The sequence below is a fragment of the Streptomyces sp. NPDC057424 genome (genome assembly GCF_042803315.1).
Lineage (GTDB): Bacteria > Actinomycetota > Actinomycetes > Streptomycetales > Streptomycetaceae > Streptomyces.
The window spans coordinates 16,670-34,956 of sequence record NZ_JBHVCP010000035.1; the positions used below are offsets into that span (position 1 = coordinate 16,670).

Genomic DNA, 18,287 nt, shown 5'->3' on the forward strand with positions numbered 1-18,287 from the left:
AAGAATGTTCCTTCACGGAAGGGCGAAACCACGAGCCTAACAATTCAGGGGCCCAAGGGGGAGGACATAAGCCACCAGATTCCCGTCAATGCAGGTCAGGCGCTACGTATTCCAGGTGACGCCTGTTGCCGTCAGCCTGCGTGGCAGCCCAGCAGCTCGGCCGTCGTCCCCGGGGAGGTCGTGCGGAGCGTGACGACCTTGTCGATGCGGGTGGCGTCCCCGCCGAAGCGGAAGTCGGCCCGGCCCACCTCGGCCCCGTTCTCGGCCTGCGAGCGCACGGTGCAGTAGCCGTCGGTGCCGGCGTCCTTGTGGACCTCCAGATGCACCTGCACGGACTCCTTGCCCGGCTCGAAGCTGATCACCTCGGCGCTGATCTCGTTCTTGGCGACGTAGTGGTAGCCGAACCAGCCGACGAGCCCCAGCAGCGCCACCGCGAGGACGGCGCCCACGACCTTGAGGGTGCGGTCGGCGCGCTCGTCCGAGGAACGGCCGTATCGGCCCTCGGGCAGTCGCGTGCTCGCCGTACTCATGATCGTCCTCCTGGCAGGGCCGGGACGAAGGTCCCGGAAGGGGCCCCAGGACCTGGTCCCGGAATTATTCGCCCCCCGATTCGGTCACTATAGAAGCCGCTGATTGCGCCGACGCACACAGGGCGCCGACTTACTGAGGATTGAGTCTTGACTGACCAGTTGCGACTGATGGCCGTTCACGCACACCCCGACGACGAGTCGAGCAAGGGCGCGGCGACCATGGCGAAGTACGTGTCCGAGGGGGTGGACGTGCTGGTCGTGACCTGCACGGGCGGGGAGCGCGGCTCCATCCTCAATCCGAAACTGCGGGGCGACGCGTACATCGAGGAGCACATCCACGAGGTACGCAAGAAGGAGATGGACGAGGCCCGGGAGATTCTGGGTGTCAAGCAGGAGTGGCTCGGCTTCGTCGACTCCGGACTGCCCGAGGGCGACCCGCTGCCGCCGCTGCCGGACGGCTGCTTCGCGCTGGAGGACGTCGACCACGCGGCCGGTGAGCTGGTCCGGAAGATCCGCTCCTTCCGTCCCCAGGTGATCACCACCTACGACGAGAACGGCGGCTACCCGCACCCCGACCACATCATGACCCACAAGATCTCGATGGTGGCGTTCGAGGGGGCGGCGGACACCGAGAAGTACCCGGAGGCGGAGTATGGCCCTGCCTACCAGCCGCGGAAGCTCTACTACAACCAGGGCTTCAACCGCCCGCGCACCGAGGCCCTGCACCAGGCGATGCTCGACCGCGGTCTGGAGTCCCCCTACGGGGACTGGCTCAAGCGCTGGGAGGAGTTCGGCATGAAGCAGCGCACGCTGACCACGCACATCCCGTGCGCAGACTTCTACGAGATCCGCGACAAGGCGCTGATCGCCCACGCCACGCAGATCGACCCGGACGGGGGCTGGTTCAAGGTCCCGATGGAGATCCAGAAGGAGGTCTGGCCGACGGAGGAGTACGAGCTGGCGAAGGCCCTCGTCGATACCTCCCTCCCCGAGGACGACCTCTTTGCGGGCATCCGCGACAATGCCTGACATGAGCGCAAGCGCAAGCCTGGCAATGACGCACCTCGTCTCCTTCGCCAAGGAGGTCGACGAGGACAAGGTCACCCCCGGCGTCCTCGGCTTCATCGTCTTCGCGGCGATGGCCCTGGCGGTATGGGCCCTGATGAAGTCCATGAACCGGCACATGAACCGGGTCGACTTCACCCAGGTCCCGGACCCGGAGGCCGAGCGGCCGGAGCAGTCCCCGGCGGAGCCGTCCCGGACGGAAGCGGCGGACACGGAGCCCTCCGGCCAGGGCGGCAAGAAGCACAGCTGACCCCCCCCCCACTCGAGGGGACACCACCCGTCGGTGGCCGGTACCGGACGCCGCCGACGGGTGCCTCGCCCGCACCCGGGGAGCGCCGCCGACGAGAACCCGGCACACCCGGGGAGCGCCGTCGGCGGGCCCGCCCCGCGCGAGCGGGTGCCGGGCCGGGCCCTGTGCCACCCGCGCCCCGAGGCCTACGCCTTCGACTCCACGGCCACGCCCATGACCTCGCGCGCATGCCGGTTCGGCACCATGCCGAGCCGCCAGGCCTGCCAGCCCGCCTCCAGGGTCACCCCGCGCTCCAGCAGCAGCCGGTACGCGTCGAGGTACTCGTCCAGCTTCCCGTCCCGCAGCTCGTGGCTCGCGCGGGACAGCTGCGCCAGTTCCTCCTGGGCCACCGCCGTACCCACCTCCATGCCGCCCGCGGCCGCGTACGGGAGGAGGGTGCAGCGCAGGAAGCGGGCCCAGTCCTCGCCCCGGCGGTCGCCGTAGGACACGAAGAGCTCCACCGCCTCGTCGCACAGGGCCAGGGCCTGCTGGGTGCGGGCGTTGCCCGCGTCCACGACCGCCAGCTCCAGGCAGGTCCAGGCCTCGCCGTGGGCGACGCCGATACGCTGGAAGTCGGCCCGGGCGTCGACGAGCAACTGCCGTGCGAAGCCCGAATTGCGCAGGGACCCCGTCTGGGCCGCCCGCAGGTCGCGGGTGACGCGGGCCGAGTGGTGGCGGGCACAGGCCAGGCCGTAGACGTCCCGCATGCGGGAGAACATCGTGCGGGCGCGCTCCAGCTCGCGGACCGCCTGATCGAGACGGCCCGTCTCCTCCAGGGCCTGGCCCAGGTAGTACAGGGACCAGGCCTCGCCGCGCGCGTCCTCGTTGTCGCGGTGCCGGGCGGCCGCCCCGCGCAGCTCCTCCACCGCCGGGGACGCGTCACCCGCGACCAGCAGGGCACGGGCCAGCTGCGTCAGGGCCCAGGCCTCACCACGGGCGTCACGGGTCCGGCCGTACAGCTCCAGGGCCGCCCGCAGCTCGGCCTCGGCCAGCGGGACGTCACCCATACGCAGCCCCAGCTGACCGAGCTGGAAATGCGCCCACGCCTGGCCGTGCACGGACTCGCCCGCGCGGTGCAGCACCAGGGACTCGGTCAGCAGGTCCAGCGCCTCCGCCACCCGGGCCCGGTCCCGCTCCACCGCCGCGAGGGCGTGCATCGTCCACGCCCGGTCCGTGGCCAGCGCGGGGGAAGCCTGCAGCGCCAGGGCCTCGCGGAGCTTCGCCGACGCCTCCGTCAGATTGCCCTGGTGGTGCAGGGTGATGCCCAGGGAGCACAGCGCGCGGGCCGCACCGGCGTCGTGATGCGCCTCCCGGTACAGGTCCACGACCGAGGCGAGCGTCGTACGGGCCTTGTCCAGCTCACCCAGCTGCCGCGCCGCGATACCCGTACGCCACTGCACCGAGCGGACCAGCAGACCCTCGTCCACCGCCTGCGCCAGCTCGCTGATCTCGCCCAGGCGGTACAGGTCACCCCGCAGCAGGCAGTAGTCGCACAGGGCACCCAGCAGGTTCAGCACCGCCGCCTGGTCCACACCCTCGGCGTGCCGCAGCGCCGCCGTGATGAAGCTCGACTCGTCGTCCAGCCAGCGCAGCGCCTCGTCGAGGGAGGGGAAGCCGTAGGGGCTGAAGCGGTTGGTGCGGGTCGACATGTTGCCGTCGACCATCCGCAGCACCGAGTCGGCCAGCTCGGCGTAGTTCACGATCAGCCGCTCCTGTGCCGCCGTGCGCTCGGCCGGATCCTCCTCGTCGAGCAGACGGGACCGGGCGAAGGAACGGACCAGGTCGTGCAGCCGGTAGCGGTCGCCCCGGACGTGGTCGATCAGGCCGGCACGGGTCAGGACCTGCAGATGGCGCTTCGCCTCCGCCTCGTCCGTGGCCAGCAGCGCGGCTGCCGCGGCGGCGCCCAGCGAGGCCCGCCCGGCCAGGGCCAGCCGGCGCAGCAACCGCCGCACGGTCTCCGACTGGTCGGTGTAGCGCAGCCACAGGGCGCGTTCGACCGGCTCGACCGGGCCGTACGCCGCGAGGTCCGTGGCCAGCGCGCGCGGCGAGCGCGGACCGAGGCACGAGCCGGCGATGCGCAGCGCCAGCGGCAGCCCGCCGCACAGCTCCCGCACCCGGTCCGCGGACTCCGCGTCGTACGGCCCGGAACGGTCCTGCGCCGCCGCGCCCAGCAACTCCTCCGCACCCGCGGCGTCCAGCGGCATCACCGCCAGCTGGTGCACACGTGCCGGCAGGTCCGCCGGCTCCAGCGGGCCCCGAGCGGTCACCAGCACCAGGCTGTCGGACCGCTCCGGGAGCAGGGCGCGGATCTGCTCCGCGTCCGAGGCGTCGTCGAGGACGACCGTGACCGGCAGGCCCGTCAGATGCTGGTGGTACAGCTCGCTCAGCCGCTTGACCTGCTGGTCCGGGGAGGAACGCTCGCGGAACAGCAGCTGCTCGCGGGGTGCGCCGAGCCGGTTCAGCAGATGCAGCAGGGCGTCACGCGTGGGCAGTGGGGACTCTTCCCGCCCGTCGGCGCGCAGGTCGACGACGCAGGCACCGCGGAAGTAGTCCTTCAGGTCGTGCGTCGCGTGCACCGCGAGCGTCGTACGGCCGCTGCCGGGTGTGCCGTGCAGGACGATCACGGTCGGCTGTGTCTCGGTGCTCGCCCGGGCCGACTGCACCCACTGCCGGATCTGCGCCAGCTCGTGCCGCCGCCCCGCGAACGGCTCCGCCGGTTCGGGGAGCTGCCCGAAGGACTGGTCCAGCACGTTGCGCCCGCGCGCCGCCGCGCTCTTGTCCGCACCCCGCAGCCGCGGCCCCGGCTTCTTCGGCCCGGTCGAGGCCGCGAGCACCCGCTGCTGGTCCAGGAACGGCCGGATGCCCCGCACCTCCAGCGCCGTCAGCCACTGGAGCCGCAGCTGCTCGGGCCCGCCCGGCTGGCTCACGGCACCGGCGCGACGACTCGCGGCCGGCAGATGCGACCCGACCACCTTCACGACGGTGGCCGCGGCGCCCACGACACCGACCGTGACACCCGCGCCCAGCGCCGTTCCGGTGTCCGTGCCGAGGGCCATGTCGGCGACGACCGCCGCGACCGCCGCGACCCCGGCCACCAGCAGGGGCGTCCCGGCCCCGTCCCGGGCGTAGCGCTGGCCGAAGGTGAGCTGACCGGCCGCCGCCTCGTCCAGAGCGCGCGTGTAGGCCTCGTACTCCTCGGACGCGCTCCGCGCCATCACATCGAGCGCCCCGCGCGCCCGAGCGAGCAGTACCTTCCCGTCGGTGCGCCCGCCCGAGCGGCGCACCTCCTCCTCGACAGCCCGCGCCAACAGCCGCTCGGCCTCCGCCCGATGACTGTCCCGCATGTCATGTCCCCCTCCGGCGGCAACTCCTGTGCCTACGAGTGTCCTTGGTGGGACGCGTCAGCGCGAGGGGGCAACGATCAACGGATCCGGTCCGGTGACCTGCGAGCTGCCCGCTCGCCCGAGGGACGCGTTCCCCGGCCGGGTGGCCGCCGTGAGGCAGGATGGAAACATGCCGAACCGACTGGCTCATGAGACGTCCCCGTACCTGCTCCAGCACGCCGACAATCCGGTCGACTGGTGGCCCTGGTCGGACGGGGCTTTCGAGGAGGCGCGCCGACGGGGTGTCCCGGTGCACCTGAGTGTCGGCTACTCGAGTTGCCACTGGTGCCACGTCCTCGCGAAGGAGAGCTTCCAGGACGAGGTGACCGCCGCCGTCATGAACGAGCACTTCGTCAACATCAAGGTCGACCGCGAAGAGCGCCCCGACGTCGACGCCGTCTACATGGAGGCCGTGCAGGCGGCGACCGGGCAGGGCGGCTGGCCCATGACCGTGTTCCTCACGCCGGACGCCGAGCCGTTCTACTTCGGTACGTACTTCCCGCCCGCCCCCCGCCAGGGCATGCCGTCGTTCCGGCAGGTGCTCCAGGGCGTGCACCAGGCGTGGGACGAGCGGCGGGACGAGGTGACCGAGGTCGCCGGGAAGATCGTCCGGGACCTGGCCGGGCGGGAGATCTCCTACGGCGACGCGCAGACCCCCGGCGAGGAGGAGCTCGCGCAGGCGCTGCTCGGGCTCACCCGGGAGTACGACCCGCAGCGCGGCGGGTTCGGCGGGGCGCCGAAGTTCCCGCCGTCCATGGTGCTGGAGTTCCTGCTGCGCCACCACGCCCGCACCGGCGCCGAGGGGGCCCTGGAGATGGCGCAGGACACCTGTGAGCGGATGGCCCGGGGCGGTATGTACGACCAGCTCGGGGGCGGCTTCGCCCGCTACTCCGTCGACCGTGACTGGATCGTGCCGCACTTCGAGAAGATGCTGTACGACAACGCCCTGCTGTGCCGGGTGTACGCCCACCTGTGGCGGTCCACAGGCTCGGAGCTGGCGCGCCGGGTCGCTCTGGAGACCGCCGACTTCATGGTGCGCGAACTGCGCACGAACGAGGGCGGGTTCGCCTCCGCGCTGGACGCCGACAGCGACGACGGCACGGGTAAGCACGTCGAGGGCGCGTACTACGTGTGGACGCCGGAGCAGTTGCGGGAGGTTCTCAGTGAGCAGGACGCCGACCTCGCCGCGCAGCACTTCGGTGTGACCGAGGAGGGCACGTTCGAGGAGGGCGCTTCCGTCCTCCAACTGCCCGTGCGGGACGGTCTGTCCGACGCGGGGAAGATCGCCTCGATCCGGGAGCGGCTGCTGGCGCGGCGGGCCGGGCGGCCCGCGCCCGGCCGGGACGACAAGGTCGTCGCCGCCTGGAACGGCCTGGCGATCGCCGCGCTCGCCGAGACCGGCGCCTACTTCGGCCGGCCTGATCTGGTCGAGGCCGCCGTTGCCGCGGCCGACCTCCTCGTCCGGCTGCACCTGGACGAGCAGGCCCGGCTCACCCGCACCAGCAAGGACGGCCACGCCGGTGCCAACGCGGGTGTCCTGGAGGACTACGCGGATGTGGCGGAGGGTTTCCTCGCGCTCGCGTCCGTCACCGGGGAGGGTGTCTGGCTGGACTTCGCCGGGTTCCTCCTCGATCACGTGCTGGCCCGCTTCACCGACCCCGAGTCGGGCTCGCTGTACGACACGGCGGCCGACGCCGAGCGGCTGATCCGCCGCCCGCAGGACCCGACCGACAACGCGGCCCCGTCAGGCTGGACGGCGGCCGCGAACGCCCTGCTGAGTTACGCCGCGCACACCGGCTCCGAGCCTCATCGGGCCGCCGCCGAGAGGGCGTTGGGTGTCGTGAAGGCGCTGGGCCCGCGGGTGCCCCGGTTCATCGGCTGGGGGCTGGCCGCGGCGGAGGCCGTGCTGGACGGTCCGCGTGAGGTCGCGATCGTGGGCCCGGCCCTGGACGACGAGGGCACAAAAGCCTTGCACCGCACGGCACTTCTGGGCACCGCGCCCGGTGCGGTGGTCGCCGTGGGCGCCCCGGGCAGCGACGAGTTCCCGCTGCTCGCGGACCGTCCGCTGGTCGATGGTGAACCGGCCGCGTACGTCTGCCGTAACTTCACCTGCGACGCCCCGACGACCGAACTCGCCCGCCTGCGTGCGGTCTTGAGTGGCTGAAGTCACGTATCAACGGAAACATGGTCTTTATCTGAACAGCCCCCAGGCTTCACAGTTCCCCCCTAATCTCTGCACAGTGACGTGGCGGATGAGGCCGCACCGGCCCACCGTCACGACAGGGGGTTCTGGGATCTGGGGGGATCTGTTTGCTGACGTCTGTCTTCATCGCTGCCGTTTCACTGGCCCTGTTCTGGATGGCGGCGTTCACCCTGTGGTGGCAGATGCACGCCTGGCGTACGCCGGAAGTGCTCGCCTCCACCCGGTTCAGCAGTCCGGACGGGGACGAGCACGTCTCCTTCTCGCTGCTGCTGCCCGCGCGGCACGAACAGGCGGTGCTGGACCACACGATCCAGCGGCTGCTGGAGTCGAGCCACACCGACTTCGAGATCATCGTGATCGTCGGACACGACGACCCGGAGACCACCGCGGTGGCCGAGCGGGCCGCCGCGCGTGATGGACGGGTCCGGGTCGTCGTCGACACGCACGAGAAGAAGAACAAGCCGAAGGCGATGAACACGGCGCTGCCGCACTGCCGCGGCGACGTCGTCGGGGTCTTCGACGCGGAGGACCAGGTCCACCCCGAGCTTCTCGCCCACGTCGACCACGCCTTCCGCACCACCGGCGCGGACGTCGTCCAGGGCGGGGTGCAGCTGATCAACTTCCACTCCAGCTGGTACAGCCTGCGCAACTGCCTGGAGTACTTCTTCTGGTTCCGCTCGCGGCTCCACCTGCACGCGCAGAAAGGTTTCATTCCGCTCGGCGGCAACACCGTCTTCGTCCGCACGGACGTCCTGCGGGAAGCCGACGGCTGGGACCCGAACTGCCTCGCCGAGGACTGCGACCTGGGCGTCAGGCTCTCCAGCGTCGGCAAGAAGGTCGTCGTCGCCTACGACTCCGACATGGTGACCCGCGAGGAGACCCCGGGCTCGCTGATGTCCCTGCTGAAGCAGCGCACCCGCTGGAACCAGGGGTTCCTGCAGGTGTACCGGAAGAAGGACTGGAAGCAACTGCCCACCCTCGGGCAGCGGCTGCTCGCCCGCTACACCCTGATGACGCCGTTCATGCAGGCCTTCACCGGCCTGATCATTCCGCTGAACGTGGCGATCGCCCTGTTCCTGGACGTGCCCGTCGGCATCGCCTTCATCACCTTCCTGCCGGCCGTCACCGCCCTGGTCACCTTCGTCTTCGAGGTCGTCGGGCTGCACGACTTCGGCAAGCAGTACGGGCTGCGCGTCCGCTTCGGGCACTACCTGAAGCTGATCCTCGGCGGCCCCTTCTACCAGGTCCTGCTCGCCGGCGCGGCCGTGCGGGCCGTGTGGCGTGAGCAGCGCGGCCGCAACGACTGGGAGCTTACGTCCCATGTCGGCGCGCATCTCGACGAGGCGGCAGTGAGCCGGGAGGACGTTCCCGTGACCCGAGAGGACGTTCCCGCGTGACCTCCACCCTTCCCGCGGTGACCGCTGCGAAGGTCCCCGCGCAGCGCCGGCCCGCGCTCCGCACCGGTGCGCACCGGCGACCGGAGCCGCCGAGCCGGCTGCGCTCCTCCCGGTCCGACCTGATCCTGTGCGGTGTCCTGCTCGTGGCGATCCTCGTCGTGCAGGGATGGAACATCGCCGACTACCCGGCCCTCAGCGACGACGAGGGCACCTACCTCGCCCAGGCCTGGTCGGTCCAGCAGGGCAACGGCCTCGCCCACTACACCTACTGGTACGACCATCCGCCGCTCGGCTGGATCCAGATCGCCCTGCTGACCTGGATCCCCGCGCTGATCAGCCCCGAGTCGATGACGGTGGGCACCATGCGCGCCGCGATGCTGGTGATCAGCGGCATCAGCGCCGTCCTGATCTTCGTGCTGGGACGGCGCCTGGCGCTGCCCCGCTGGGCGGCCGCGCTCGGCATGGTGTTCTTCGGGCTCTCGCCGCTGTCGGTCGTCCTCCAGCGGGAGATCTTCCTCGACAACCTCGCGGTGATGTGGACGCTGCTGGCCTTCACGCTGGCCGCCTCCCCGAGCCGTCACCTCTGGCACCACTTCGGTGCGGGCATCGCGGCCGCCACGGCCGTCCTCACCAAGGAGACGATGCTCGTCGTCCTGCCCGCGCTGTTCCTCACCATGTGGCGCCACAGCCACAAGGACACCCGCAAGTTCGCCCTCACCGGAGCCGTCACGGCCTGCGCCCTGATCGGCTTCTCGTACCCGCTGTTCGCCCTGCTCAAGGGCGAGTTGCTGCCGGGCGCCGGGCACGTGTCCCTCTGGGACGGCGTCACGTACCAGATGACCAGACCCGGTTCGGGCTTCATCCTCGACGAGGGCTCCGGCTCCTGGGGCGTGCTCCAGTCGTGGCTGTACTACGACAAGATCCTGCCCCTGGGCGGCCTCGCGGGCGCCCTGCTCCTCCTCGTCACCTGGCGCTGGTCGGTCACCGCACGCGCCCTGGCCGGACCGGCCCTGGCCGTGGCGATCCTCGCCGCGCTGGCCCTGCGCCCGAACGGCTACCTGCCCGCGATGTACGTCATCCAGGCCCTGCCGTTCCTCGCGCTGGTCCTCGCCGGAGGCACCGCCTCCGTCGCCCACGCGGTGCTGAGCCGCTGGCGCTCAGAGGCGGAGAAGCGGTACGTCAGCGTGGGCCGGTACGCGCTCGCCGCCGTCCTCGCACTGGCCGCCGGCGCCTATGTCGTACCGCACTGGTACGACGGGGCCCGCACGGCCGTCACCACCGACGCCAACGCCCCCTACAAGGCCGCCTCCAAGTGGCTGGCCACGGAGGTCGAGGACCCGGAGCGCACCCGGGTGCTGGTGGACGACGCCCTCTGGCTGGACCTGGTGCACCAGGGCTACCGGCCGGGCCTCGGCGTCATCTGGTTCTACAAGGCCGACCTCGACCCGGCGGTGACGAAGACGATGCCGCGCGGCTGGAAGGACCTCGACTACGTCGTCGCCTCGCCGACCGTCAGGCGGGACGCGGCCGACCTGCCCAACGTCAAGGCCGCCATGGAGCACTCGGACCCGGTCGCCACCTTCGGCACCGGCGAGGACCGCATCGAGATCCGCCAGATCCAGACGTCCGCCGGAGGCGCGCGATGAGCCAGGAGTCCACCGTCCCCGCCGAGGTCGTCGAGACCGCCGAGATCCCCGAACCGGGCGCCGTCACCATCGTCGTACCGACGTTCAACGAGTCGGCGAACGTTCGGCAGCTGCTGCGCCAGATCACCGAGGCCGTCCCGGCCCGGCTGCCCTGCGAGGTCGTGTTCGTGGACGACTCCACCGACGACACGCCCCAGGTCATCGAGAAGGCGGCGCAGGACTGCCCGTTCCCGGTGACCGTGCTGCACCGCGAGGAGCCGGTGGGCGGGCTCGGCGGCGCGGTCGTCGAGGGCCTGAAGGCGGCCACCTCGGACTGGATCGTCGTCATGGACGGCGACTGCCAGCACCCGCCGTCCCTCGTGCCCGACCTGGTCGCCACCGGCGAGCGGGCGAACGCCGGGCTCGTCGTCGCCTCCCGGTACATCAAGGGCGGCAGCCGGGCCGGACTCGCGGGCAGCTACCGCGTGTTCGTCTCGCGCGGGGCGACCTGGCTGACCAAGGCGCTGTTCCCGCGCCGGCTGCACGGCATCAGCGACCCGATGAGCGGCTTCTTCGCGATCCGCCGCAGCGCCGTCACGGCCGAGGTCCTCCAGCCGCTCGGCTACAAGATCCTCCTCGAACTGGCCGTCCGCAGCCGCCCGCGCACGGTCACCGAGGTGCCCTTCGTCTTCCAGGACCGGTTCGCCGGGGAGTCCAAGTCGACGGCGCAGGAGGGCTTCCGCTTCCTGCGCCATCTGGCCGGGCTGCGCACCGCCTCCCCGGCCGCGCGCATGGTCGGGTTCGGGCTGATCGGGCTGACCGGCTTCCTGCCCAACCTGGTCGGCCTGTGGGCGCTGACCGCCGCCGGCATGCACTACGTACCGGCGGAGGTTCTCGCCAACCAGCTCGGCGTCGCCTGGAACTTCGTGCTCATCGAGCACCTGCTGTTCCGCGAGCGGCGCCGGCACCGGCGCTGGTGGGACCGGGCCGGGCGGTTCGCGCTGCTCGCCAACGCCGATCTGGTGCTGCGCATCCCGCTGATCGCCCTGTTCGTGCACCAGTTTGATCTGGGTGTGCTGTCGGCCACCGCGCTCGCGCTGGTGACGACGTTCGTCCTGCGCTTCGCCGGGACCGAAGCGCTGGTCTACCTGCCGCGCCGGGGTCGTGAGGAGTCCGTGCGCGGCGGCCGCACCGCAAGGAGAGCCCTGTGAACAAGTACCGGAGAAGAACCGCACTCGTCGGCGTGGGCGCGCTCACGGCCGGCCTCCTGCTGACCGCGCCCCAGCCCGCCTCCGCCGCCAACCTCATCAAGAACCCCGGCTTCGAGACCGCCGGCACCGGCGACATGCCGTACTGCTGGGAGAAGTCCGGCTGGGGCGACAACGACTTCACCTTCACCACCACGGCCGACGCGCACACCGGCTCCAAGGCCATGAAGGTCGAGCTGACCCGCCGCGTCGAGGGCGACCGCAAGGCGCTGATCACCGAGTCCGTCGCGTGCGCCCCGGTGGTGACGCCGGGCAAGCAGTACGACCTCGGCCTCTGGTACAGGACGACGACCCCGGACGCGGCGATCACCCTGTTCCGGCACGACACGACGGCCGGCTGGCAGTACTGGACCGACCTGAAGACGCTGGACATGGCGGGCGACTGGACCGAGGCCACGGTCCGCACGCCCGAGGTCCCGGCCGGCACCGACCGCATCTCCTGGGGCGTCTCCGTCTACGGCACCGGCTCCGCCACCACCGACGACTACACGATGGACCAGGTCCCCGACCCGGTCCTGCCCCCGGAGTGCACGGGCACGGCCGAGCAGTGCGCGAACGGCAAGTGGGACGTGCTGCCCACGCAGAACCCGGTGCGCTCCATGCACTCCGTCGTGCTCCACAACGGCAAGGTCCTGCTGATCGCGGGCTCCGGAAACGACGAGTCGATGTTCGAGGCCGGCACCTTCACCTCGGCGGTGTACGACCCGGCGGACGGCTCCTACAAGGTCATCCCGACGCCGAAGGACATGTTCTGCGCGGGGCACGTGCAGCTCCAGGACGGGCGCGTGCTCGTGATGAGCGGCAACAAGGGCTACCCGACGGCGGACGGCCGCGTCGGCTACCAGGGCTACAAGGACTCGTACGTCTTCGACCCGGAGACCGAGACCTACACGAAGACCAACGACATGAACGACGGCCACTGGTACCCGTCGGCGACGATCCTCGGCAACGGTGACGTCATCTCCTTCGGCGGGCTGCGCGAGGACTCCACCGGCTCGGTCGCCGCCGAGCTGTTCTCCGAGGCCGAGCAGCAGTGGCAGCCGCTGTGGAAGGTCAACCAGACCTGGTCGTACTGGGGCCTGTACCCGTCGATGATCCTCATGCAGGACGGCCGCCTCTTCTACTCGGGCAGCCACGTCTTCGGCAACAACATCCCCGGCACCGGCTCGGCGATCTACGACTACGACGCCAACACCATCACCCAGGTCCCGGGCCTGCGGGACAAGGACGAGCGCGACCAGTCGGCCAGCGTGCTGCTGCCCCCGGCGCAGGACCAGAAGGTTCTCACCCTCGGCGGCGGGAACATCGACTCCAACCCGGAGGCGAACCGCCTGACCGACATCATCGACCTCAAGCAGCCGAACCCCTCCTACGTGGCCGGGCCGCCGATCCCGCAGGGCACGGTCGACCTCGGCAACGGCCCGGTCCCGCAGACCGGCGACCAGGGCAAGATGTACGTCTCCGCGGTGCTCCTGCCCGACGGCAAGGTGCTGGAGACGGGCGGCGCGCTGCACAACCGTGCCAACCCGGTCTACGAGACGTCGATCTTCGACCCCGAGTCGGAGACCTTCGACCCGGTGGCCGTCGACCCCGAGGCGCGCGGCTACCACTCCTCGGCGTTCCTGCTCCCCGACGGCCGCGTGATGACCACCGGCGACAACCCGGGCAACGGCTCCTGGAACCACGACGTGTCGGTCTACAGCCCGCCCTACCTGTTCAAGGGCCCGCGCCCCACGATCACCTCGGTGATCGACACCGAGTGGAACTACGGCGACACCCAGCGGATCACCGTCGACCGGCCCGTCGCCAAGGCCGAGCTGATCCGCCCGGCCGCCGTCACGCACTCCTCCGACCCGAACCAGCGGTTCGTGGACCTGCCGCTGTCCGTCGACGGGAACAACGTCGACCTGAACGTGACGAGCAACCCCAACCTGGCCCCGCCCGGCTGGTACATGCTCTTCGCGGTCGACGCGAACGGAGTGCCGTCGGTCGCCGAGTGGGTGCACCTGCAGGGCCCGCAGGCGCTGAAGGCGACGGACGCCTCGGCCCACGTCCACGACTTCGCGGACTCGCCCGAGGGCAAGGTCGCGGGGCCCGGCAAGAAGCGCGCCTCGCAGAAGGTCAGCCCCACGATCTCCGGCTGCGACCGGCACTACGGCTCGATCAACGTCTGCGTGCCGACGGACTTCCCGGCGGAGGTGAGGAAGTCGACGGCGGCCCGCTGCGAGTGGCTCAAGGCGAACGACTACGGCCGCCTGAAGGTCAACGGCAAGGACGACCCGCTGCGCCTGGACCGGAACGGGGACGGAATCGCCTGCGGCAAGGGAGACATGAGGAGGAGTTAGCCGCCGAACTCGGCGAGGGCGCGCTCCACGATGGCTTCCAACTGCTCGTGGTGCGCGCCCTTCCAGTACGCCCGGCCGCACGCGGCGCACTGCGCGAACACGTCGTACGTCGCGTGCGTCCCGTGCTTGAGCTGGGCCGCGACCTCGTCCTTGGTCGCCTCGCGCAGCAGCCCGTTGCAGGCGGTGCAGCGCGTCCACGGGAGCAGCTCGGGCTGGAACCGGTCCAGGACGTCCCGCAGCTGCTCCTCGGGTCGCGTGCTGTAGACGAACGCCCCCGCCCACAGCTCGCGGCGCCGCAGCAACCCCCGGTCGCGGCTCAGCATGACCCGCTGCTCGGCCGCCGAACGGGCCGCCAGCGCCGGGTCGCCGATGTCGGTCGACTCGTACGCGGTGTCCACGCCGAGCAGCCGGAGTCGGCGGGCCAGCGTGCCGAGGTGCACGTCGAGGAGGAAGCGCAGGTGACCCGGGACCTGCTGGGGGCGCGCGACGGTCCGTACGGTCACCGACTCACCGGCCGCCGGGACGTGCGCGAAGGGCACCTCGCGGCCGTCCACGAGCAGCGCGCCGACCTCGGTCAGCGGCACACCCAGCGACTCGATGACATGGCCGAGGCTGGAGACGCCGTCCGTGGCGGCCCGCAGGGTGCCCGCCTGCCGGGCACGGGGTACGAACACATGAAGCTCGGAGGCGAACTCGACCTGGATCTCGGGACCGTTCACCCGGTCAGGATGTCATGGGGGCCCCGGAAGCGGGTGGCCGTTTCGGCAGGTCCTTGAGGGTGTCGAGGGTGCGGTCGACCAGTTCCGGCAGGTCGTCCCGGAAGTCCCGTTCGACCCAGTAGATCATCGCCTCCAGCAGGGCGCCCATCAGTCCCATCGCGTACACCCGCACCTCGAGCTCGTCCTCGTCGCGTCCGGTGCGTTCCGCCAGCGCCCGGCACAGCAGGCGGCCGGTGACGGACATGCTCTCCAGCATCCGCGCGCGCAGCGCGGGCACCTCGACCATCAGCCGGATGCGCAGGATCATCTCGTCCTGCTCGGAGTCCGCGGTGTCGGCGAGGGCCATGGTCATTCCCTGGCGGATCGACCAGCGCAGCGACTCCAGGACCGGTTCGTCCCGGGGCCGTGCCCGCAGCAGGTCCTCCACCAAGGGGTCGTACTCGTCCGTCAGGACGATGTCCTCCTTGGTGGGGAAGTAGCGGAAGACGGTGCTCGGCGAGACCTCGGCGCGCTCCGCGATCTGCTCGACCGTGGTGGCGTCGTACCCCTGTTCCTTGATCAAGGCGTACGTGGCGTCCCTGATCGCGATCCGTGTCTTGATCTTCTTGCGCTCCCGCAGGCTCAGATGCCGCGCGGCGTCGGGAACAGGGGTCCGTGCCGTGGTCATACGGCTCATTGTCGGTCATCGGCCTCCAGCCGGGCCACGCCCGCGTCCGAGGCCGCCTCGGCCTGCGGCTCCCTGAGCTCCCTGGCCCCTCCGGCCCCTCTGGCCCCTCCGGCCCCTCTGGCCCCTCCGGGCTCCCTGGCCCCTCCTGCCTCCTCGGCCCCTCCGGCTTCCCCGGCCCCTCCGGCTTCCCCGGGCCCGCCGAGCCCTCCGGGCTGTCGGGCCTGCGCGGCGGTCCGCGGGTTGGGCAGCAGCAGTGCCGTGAGCGCCGCCGTCACCAGGGCCGCGACACCGCAGACCACGAGGACCGTGGACATGCCGTCCACATATGCGGCGTCGGCGGAGCGGGCGAGCTCCGGCAGCCCCAGCTGCTCGGCCACGGCATGTGCGCCGCTGAGCGAGTCGCGTGCGGCGTCCGCCGCCCCCTGGGGCAGTCCGGCGGTGTCGAGCCGGTCGTCGTAGGCGCCCGCGACGAGGCTGCCGAGCAGCGCGATGCCGACGGCGCCGCCCACCTGGCGCAGCGTCATCAGCAGTCCGGAGCCGCTGCCCGCCTCCTCGGCAGGGATGCCGCCGAGCGCCGCGTCCATCGCGGGCACCATCGCCAGACCGAAGCCCAGGCCCGCGATCGTCAGCCACAGGGCGGTGAAGCCGTAACCGGAGGCGGGCTCCGTGCGGGAGCCGAGCAGCGCGGCGCAGCACAGCACCAGCAGACCCGTGGTGACCACCGGGCGCGGTCCCGTGCGCCGCACCAGCAGGGTGCTCAGCCGTGCGGAGACCATCAGCCCGGCCATCATCGGCAGCAGCCGCAGCCCGGTGCCGAAGGCGTCGCTGCCGCCGACCTCCTGCAGATACGCCGGCAGCATGAACAGCAGCCCGGAGAAGACGAACGTGCCGAGCGTCGCCGCCAGGCTGTTGAAGAGAAACCCCCGGTGGCCGAGCAGTGTCAGGTCCAGCATGGGCCGCACCGCGCGGCGCTCCCGCGCGACGAGGGCGGTGAGCAGCGCGGCGGACACGGTGAACGAGCCGAGCACCAGAGCGCTGCCCCAGCCGCGCCCGGGCGCCTCGATGATGCCGAAGACCAGGGCACCCAGCCCCAGCGCGCTGTACGCGGTCGACAGGGCGTCCACCCGGGGTGAGGACGGGTCGCGGGACTCGGGCAGCAGGAGCAGACAGGCGGCGATGCCGATCGCGGCCATGGGGATGTTGATCAGGAAGATCGAGCCCCACCAGTAGTGGTCCAGCAGCAGCCCGCCGACCAGCGGTCCGAGCGGCATCCCCGCGGCCATGGACGCGGTGACGGCGGCGACGGCCTTGCCGCGCTCCTCCTCGCCGAACATCGACGGCAGCACGGACAGGCCGAGCGGAATCACCAGCGCGGCGCCGAGACCCATCAGGGAGCGGGCCGCGATCACCAGCTCCGGGGTGTCGACCACCGTGCCGGCCAGCGACCCGGCGAGGAACACCACCAGGCCCGTGACCAGCATCCGGCGCCGCCCGAACCGGTCGCCGAGCAGTCCGGCGGGCAGCATCAGCGCCGCGAACACGACGACGTAGGAGTCGACGATCCACTGCAGCTCGCCGGTGGTCGCGCCCAGTTGCGTGGCCATCGTCGGCAGCGCCACGTTGAGGATCGTCAGATCGAAACCCAGCGCGAGCATGCTCGCGACGAGGGCGCCGAGCGCCCACCAGCGGCGGGGGCCCCCGCGCCTGAGGTCCTGCTGAGTGACAGTAGCCATGAAATGAGAGTTACTCTCAAAAGAGTCTCACTGTCAACGTGTGGGGAAACGTGTGAGGGCATGAGAAAGGGCCACGGCGCGGAAAGCCGTGGCCCTGTGCTGCGCGGCAGCTGCTACCCGTGCTGGTACGCCACCAGCGAGATCCCCACGTAGTGCGCTACGAAAGCCGCCAGGGTGAAGGAGTGGAACACCTCGTGGAAGCCGAACCAGCGCGGTGACGGGTTCGGCCGCTTGATGCCGTAGACCACGCCGCCCGCGCTGTAGAGCAGGCCGCCGACGATGACCAGGACGAGGACGGCGATGCCGCCGGTCCGCATGAAGTCCGGCAGGTAGAACACGGCCGCCCAGCCCATCGCGATGTAACAGGGCGTGTAGAGCCAGCGCGGGGCGCCGACCCAGAAGACGCGGAAGAGGATGCCGGCCGCTGCCGCGGCCCAGATGCCCCACAGCAGCCACTGCCCCTTGCTGCCGGGCAGGAGCAGCATGGTCAGCGGTGTGTACGTGCCCGCGATGATCAGGAAGATGTTGGCGTGGTCCAGCCGGCGCAGGACGCCGTCCATGCGCGGGCTCCAGTTGCCCCGGTGGTACAGCGCGCTCACGCCGAACAGCAGGCATGCCGTCAGTGCGAAGACGCCGCAGGCGATGCGTCCTCTGGGGGAGTCGGCGAGGGCGGTCAGGGCCAGGCCCGCGACGAGAACGGCCGGGAACATGCCCAGGTGCAACCAGCCGCGCAGCTTCGGCTTCACCGGGTGCGGCAGGGAGAGCGCCTGCGGACCGTGGCCGTCGGCCGCCGAGTCCGTGGGCGCGTCGGGGACGAACGCAGTCATGACCGAATGGTAGCTACGGAACCGTAAGTGGCGTATCGGTGCCACGGATTGACAGGCGAAGAGTGGCCATCCTCTCACGGCGACCTGATGATGGTCACGCAAACGGACTGCCCGGTGAACGCAACGTGCATGTAAAGGGGCTCGGGAAACCGTGGCGAGCCTCACGTTGCTCACCTGTGCGCTCCTCTGGACAGATGGGCGCGTACGTCGGATGATCAAATGAGTGCGGTCGGCAC

The 18,287-nt window shown here is 71.1% G+C and carries 13 protein-coding genes; 7 read left to right on the forward strand and 6 right to left on the reverse strand.

Features of this window, described 5'->3' with window-relative positions:
- Positions 1-131 precede the first annotated feature (131 nt).
- Entirely contained in the window at positions 132-530 is a 399-nt protein-coding gene (locus tag ACFU3E_RS25055; protein WP_384162310.1) for a DUF4307 domain-containing protein, read from the reverse strand.
- A gap of 147 nt (positions 531-677) precedes the next feature.
- On the opposite strand from ACFU3E_RS25055, the gene mca reads away from it, so the two are divergent.
- Together mca and ACFU3E_RS25065 are read left to right on the forward strand one after the other, a co-directional pair.
- On the forward strand, positions 678-1,559 hold the full coding sequence (gene mca / locus ACFU3E_RS25060; RefSeq protein WP_384162313.1) for a mycothiol conjugate amidase Mca: 882 nt from the start codon (positions 678-680) through the stop codon (positions 1,557-1,559).
- Positions 1,552-1,845 carry a hypothetical protein gene (locus ACFU3E_RS25065; RefSeq protein WP_384162316.1) on the forward strand — a complete coding sequence of 98 codons (294 nt, stop codon included), beginning with the start codon at positions 1,552-1,554 and terminating at the stop codon, positions 1,843-1,845. Before mca ends, ACFU3E_RS25065 begins: the two co-directional genes overlap by 8 nt.
- A 185-nt stretch (positions 1,846-2,030) precedes the next feature.
- On the opposite strand, the gene ACFU3E_RS25070 is transcribed toward ACFU3E_RS25065, so the two are convergent.
- A complete protein-coding gene (locus ACFU3E_RS25070) occupies positions 2,031-5,228 on the reverse strand; it encodes a tetratricopeptide repeat protein (protein ID WP_384162319.1) in 3,198 nt (1,065 codons plus the stop codon).
- 169 nt (positions 5,229-5,397) lie between these two features.
- Between ACFU3E_RS25070 and ACFU3E_RS25075 the strand changes: the two genes are divergently transcribed.
- From ACFU3E_RS25075 to ACFU3E_RS25095, 5 genes are all read left to right on the forward strand, one after another.
- Positions 5,398-7,431, forward strand: coding sequence for a thioredoxin domain-containing protein (locus ACFU3E_RS25075; protein WP_384162322.1), 2,034 nt, complete (start codon positions 5,398-5,400; stop codon positions 7,429-7,431).
- Between the two features lie 146 nt (positions 7,432-7,577).
- On the forward strand, positions 7,578-8,867 hold the full coding sequence (locus tag ACFU3E_RS25080) for a glycosyltransferase (RefSeq protein WP_384162325.1): 1,290 nt from the start codon (positions 7,578-7,580) through the stop codon (positions 8,865-8,867).
- On the forward strand, positions 8,864-10,513 hold the full coding sequence (locus tag ACFU3E_RS25085) for an ArnT family glycosyltransferase (RefSeq protein ID WP_384162328.1): 1,650 nt from the start codon (positions 8,864-8,866) through the stop codon (positions 10,511-10,513). The genes ACFU3E_RS25080 and ACFU3E_RS25085 overlap by 4 nt, the downstream gene beginning before the upstream one ends.
- Positions 10,510-11,703 carry a glycosyltransferase gene (locus ACFU3E_RS25090; protein WP_384162331.1) on the forward strand — a complete coding sequence of 398 codons (1,194 nt, stop codon included), beginning with the start codon at positions 10,510-10,512 and terminating at the stop codon, positions 11,701-11,703. The genes ACFU3E_RS25085 and ACFU3E_RS25090 overlap by 4 nt, the downstream gene beginning before the upstream one ends.
- Positions 11,700-14,105 (forward strand): galactose oxidase-like domain-containing protein, encoded by a 2,406-nt coding sequence (locus ACFU3E_RS25095; protein WP_384162334.1) that lies wholly within the window; start codon positions 11,700-11,702, stop codon positions 14,103-14,105. The genes ACFU3E_RS25090 and ACFU3E_RS25095 overlap by 4 nt, the downstream gene beginning before the upstream one ends.
- Here ACFU3E_RS25095 and ACFU3E_RS25100 read toward each other — a convergent pair.
- The 4 genes from ACFU3E_RS25100 to ACFU3E_RS25115 all read right to left on the reverse strand — a co-directional run bounded on the left by ACFU3E_RS25100 (position 14,102) and on the right by ACFU3E_RS25115 (position 18,051).
- Positions 14,102-14,824, reverse strand: coding sequence for a Mut7-C RNAse domain-containing protein (locus ACFU3E_RS25100; protein WP_384162337.1), 723 nt, complete (start codon positions 14,822-14,824; stop codon positions 14,102-14,104). The two genes, ACFU3E_RS25095 and ACFU3E_RS25100, sit on opposite strands and share 4 nt — an antisense overlap.
- Positions 14,825-14,828: 4 nt before the next feature.
- The gene (locus ACFU3E_RS25105; protein ID WP_384162340.1) at positions 14,829-15,491 is read right to left on the reverse strand and encodes a TetR/AcrR family transcriptional regulator; all 663 of its coding nucleotides are present in this window, start codon (positions 15,489-15,491) and stop codon (positions 14,829-14,831) included.
- A gap of 5 nt (positions 15,492-15,496) precedes the next feature.
- A complete protein-coding gene (locus ACFU3E_RS25110) occupies positions 15,497-17,224 on the reverse strand; it encodes a DHA2 family efflux MFS transporter permease subunit (RefSeq protein ID WP_384162344.1) in 1,728 nt (575 codons plus the stop codon).
- 113 nt (positions 17,225-17,337) lie between these two features.
- Entirely contained in the window at positions 17,338-18,051 is a 714-nt protein-coding gene (locus ACFU3E_RS25115; protein ID WP_384162347.1) for a hemolysin III family protein, read from the reverse strand.
- Positions 18,052-18,287 lie beyond the last annotated feature (236 nt).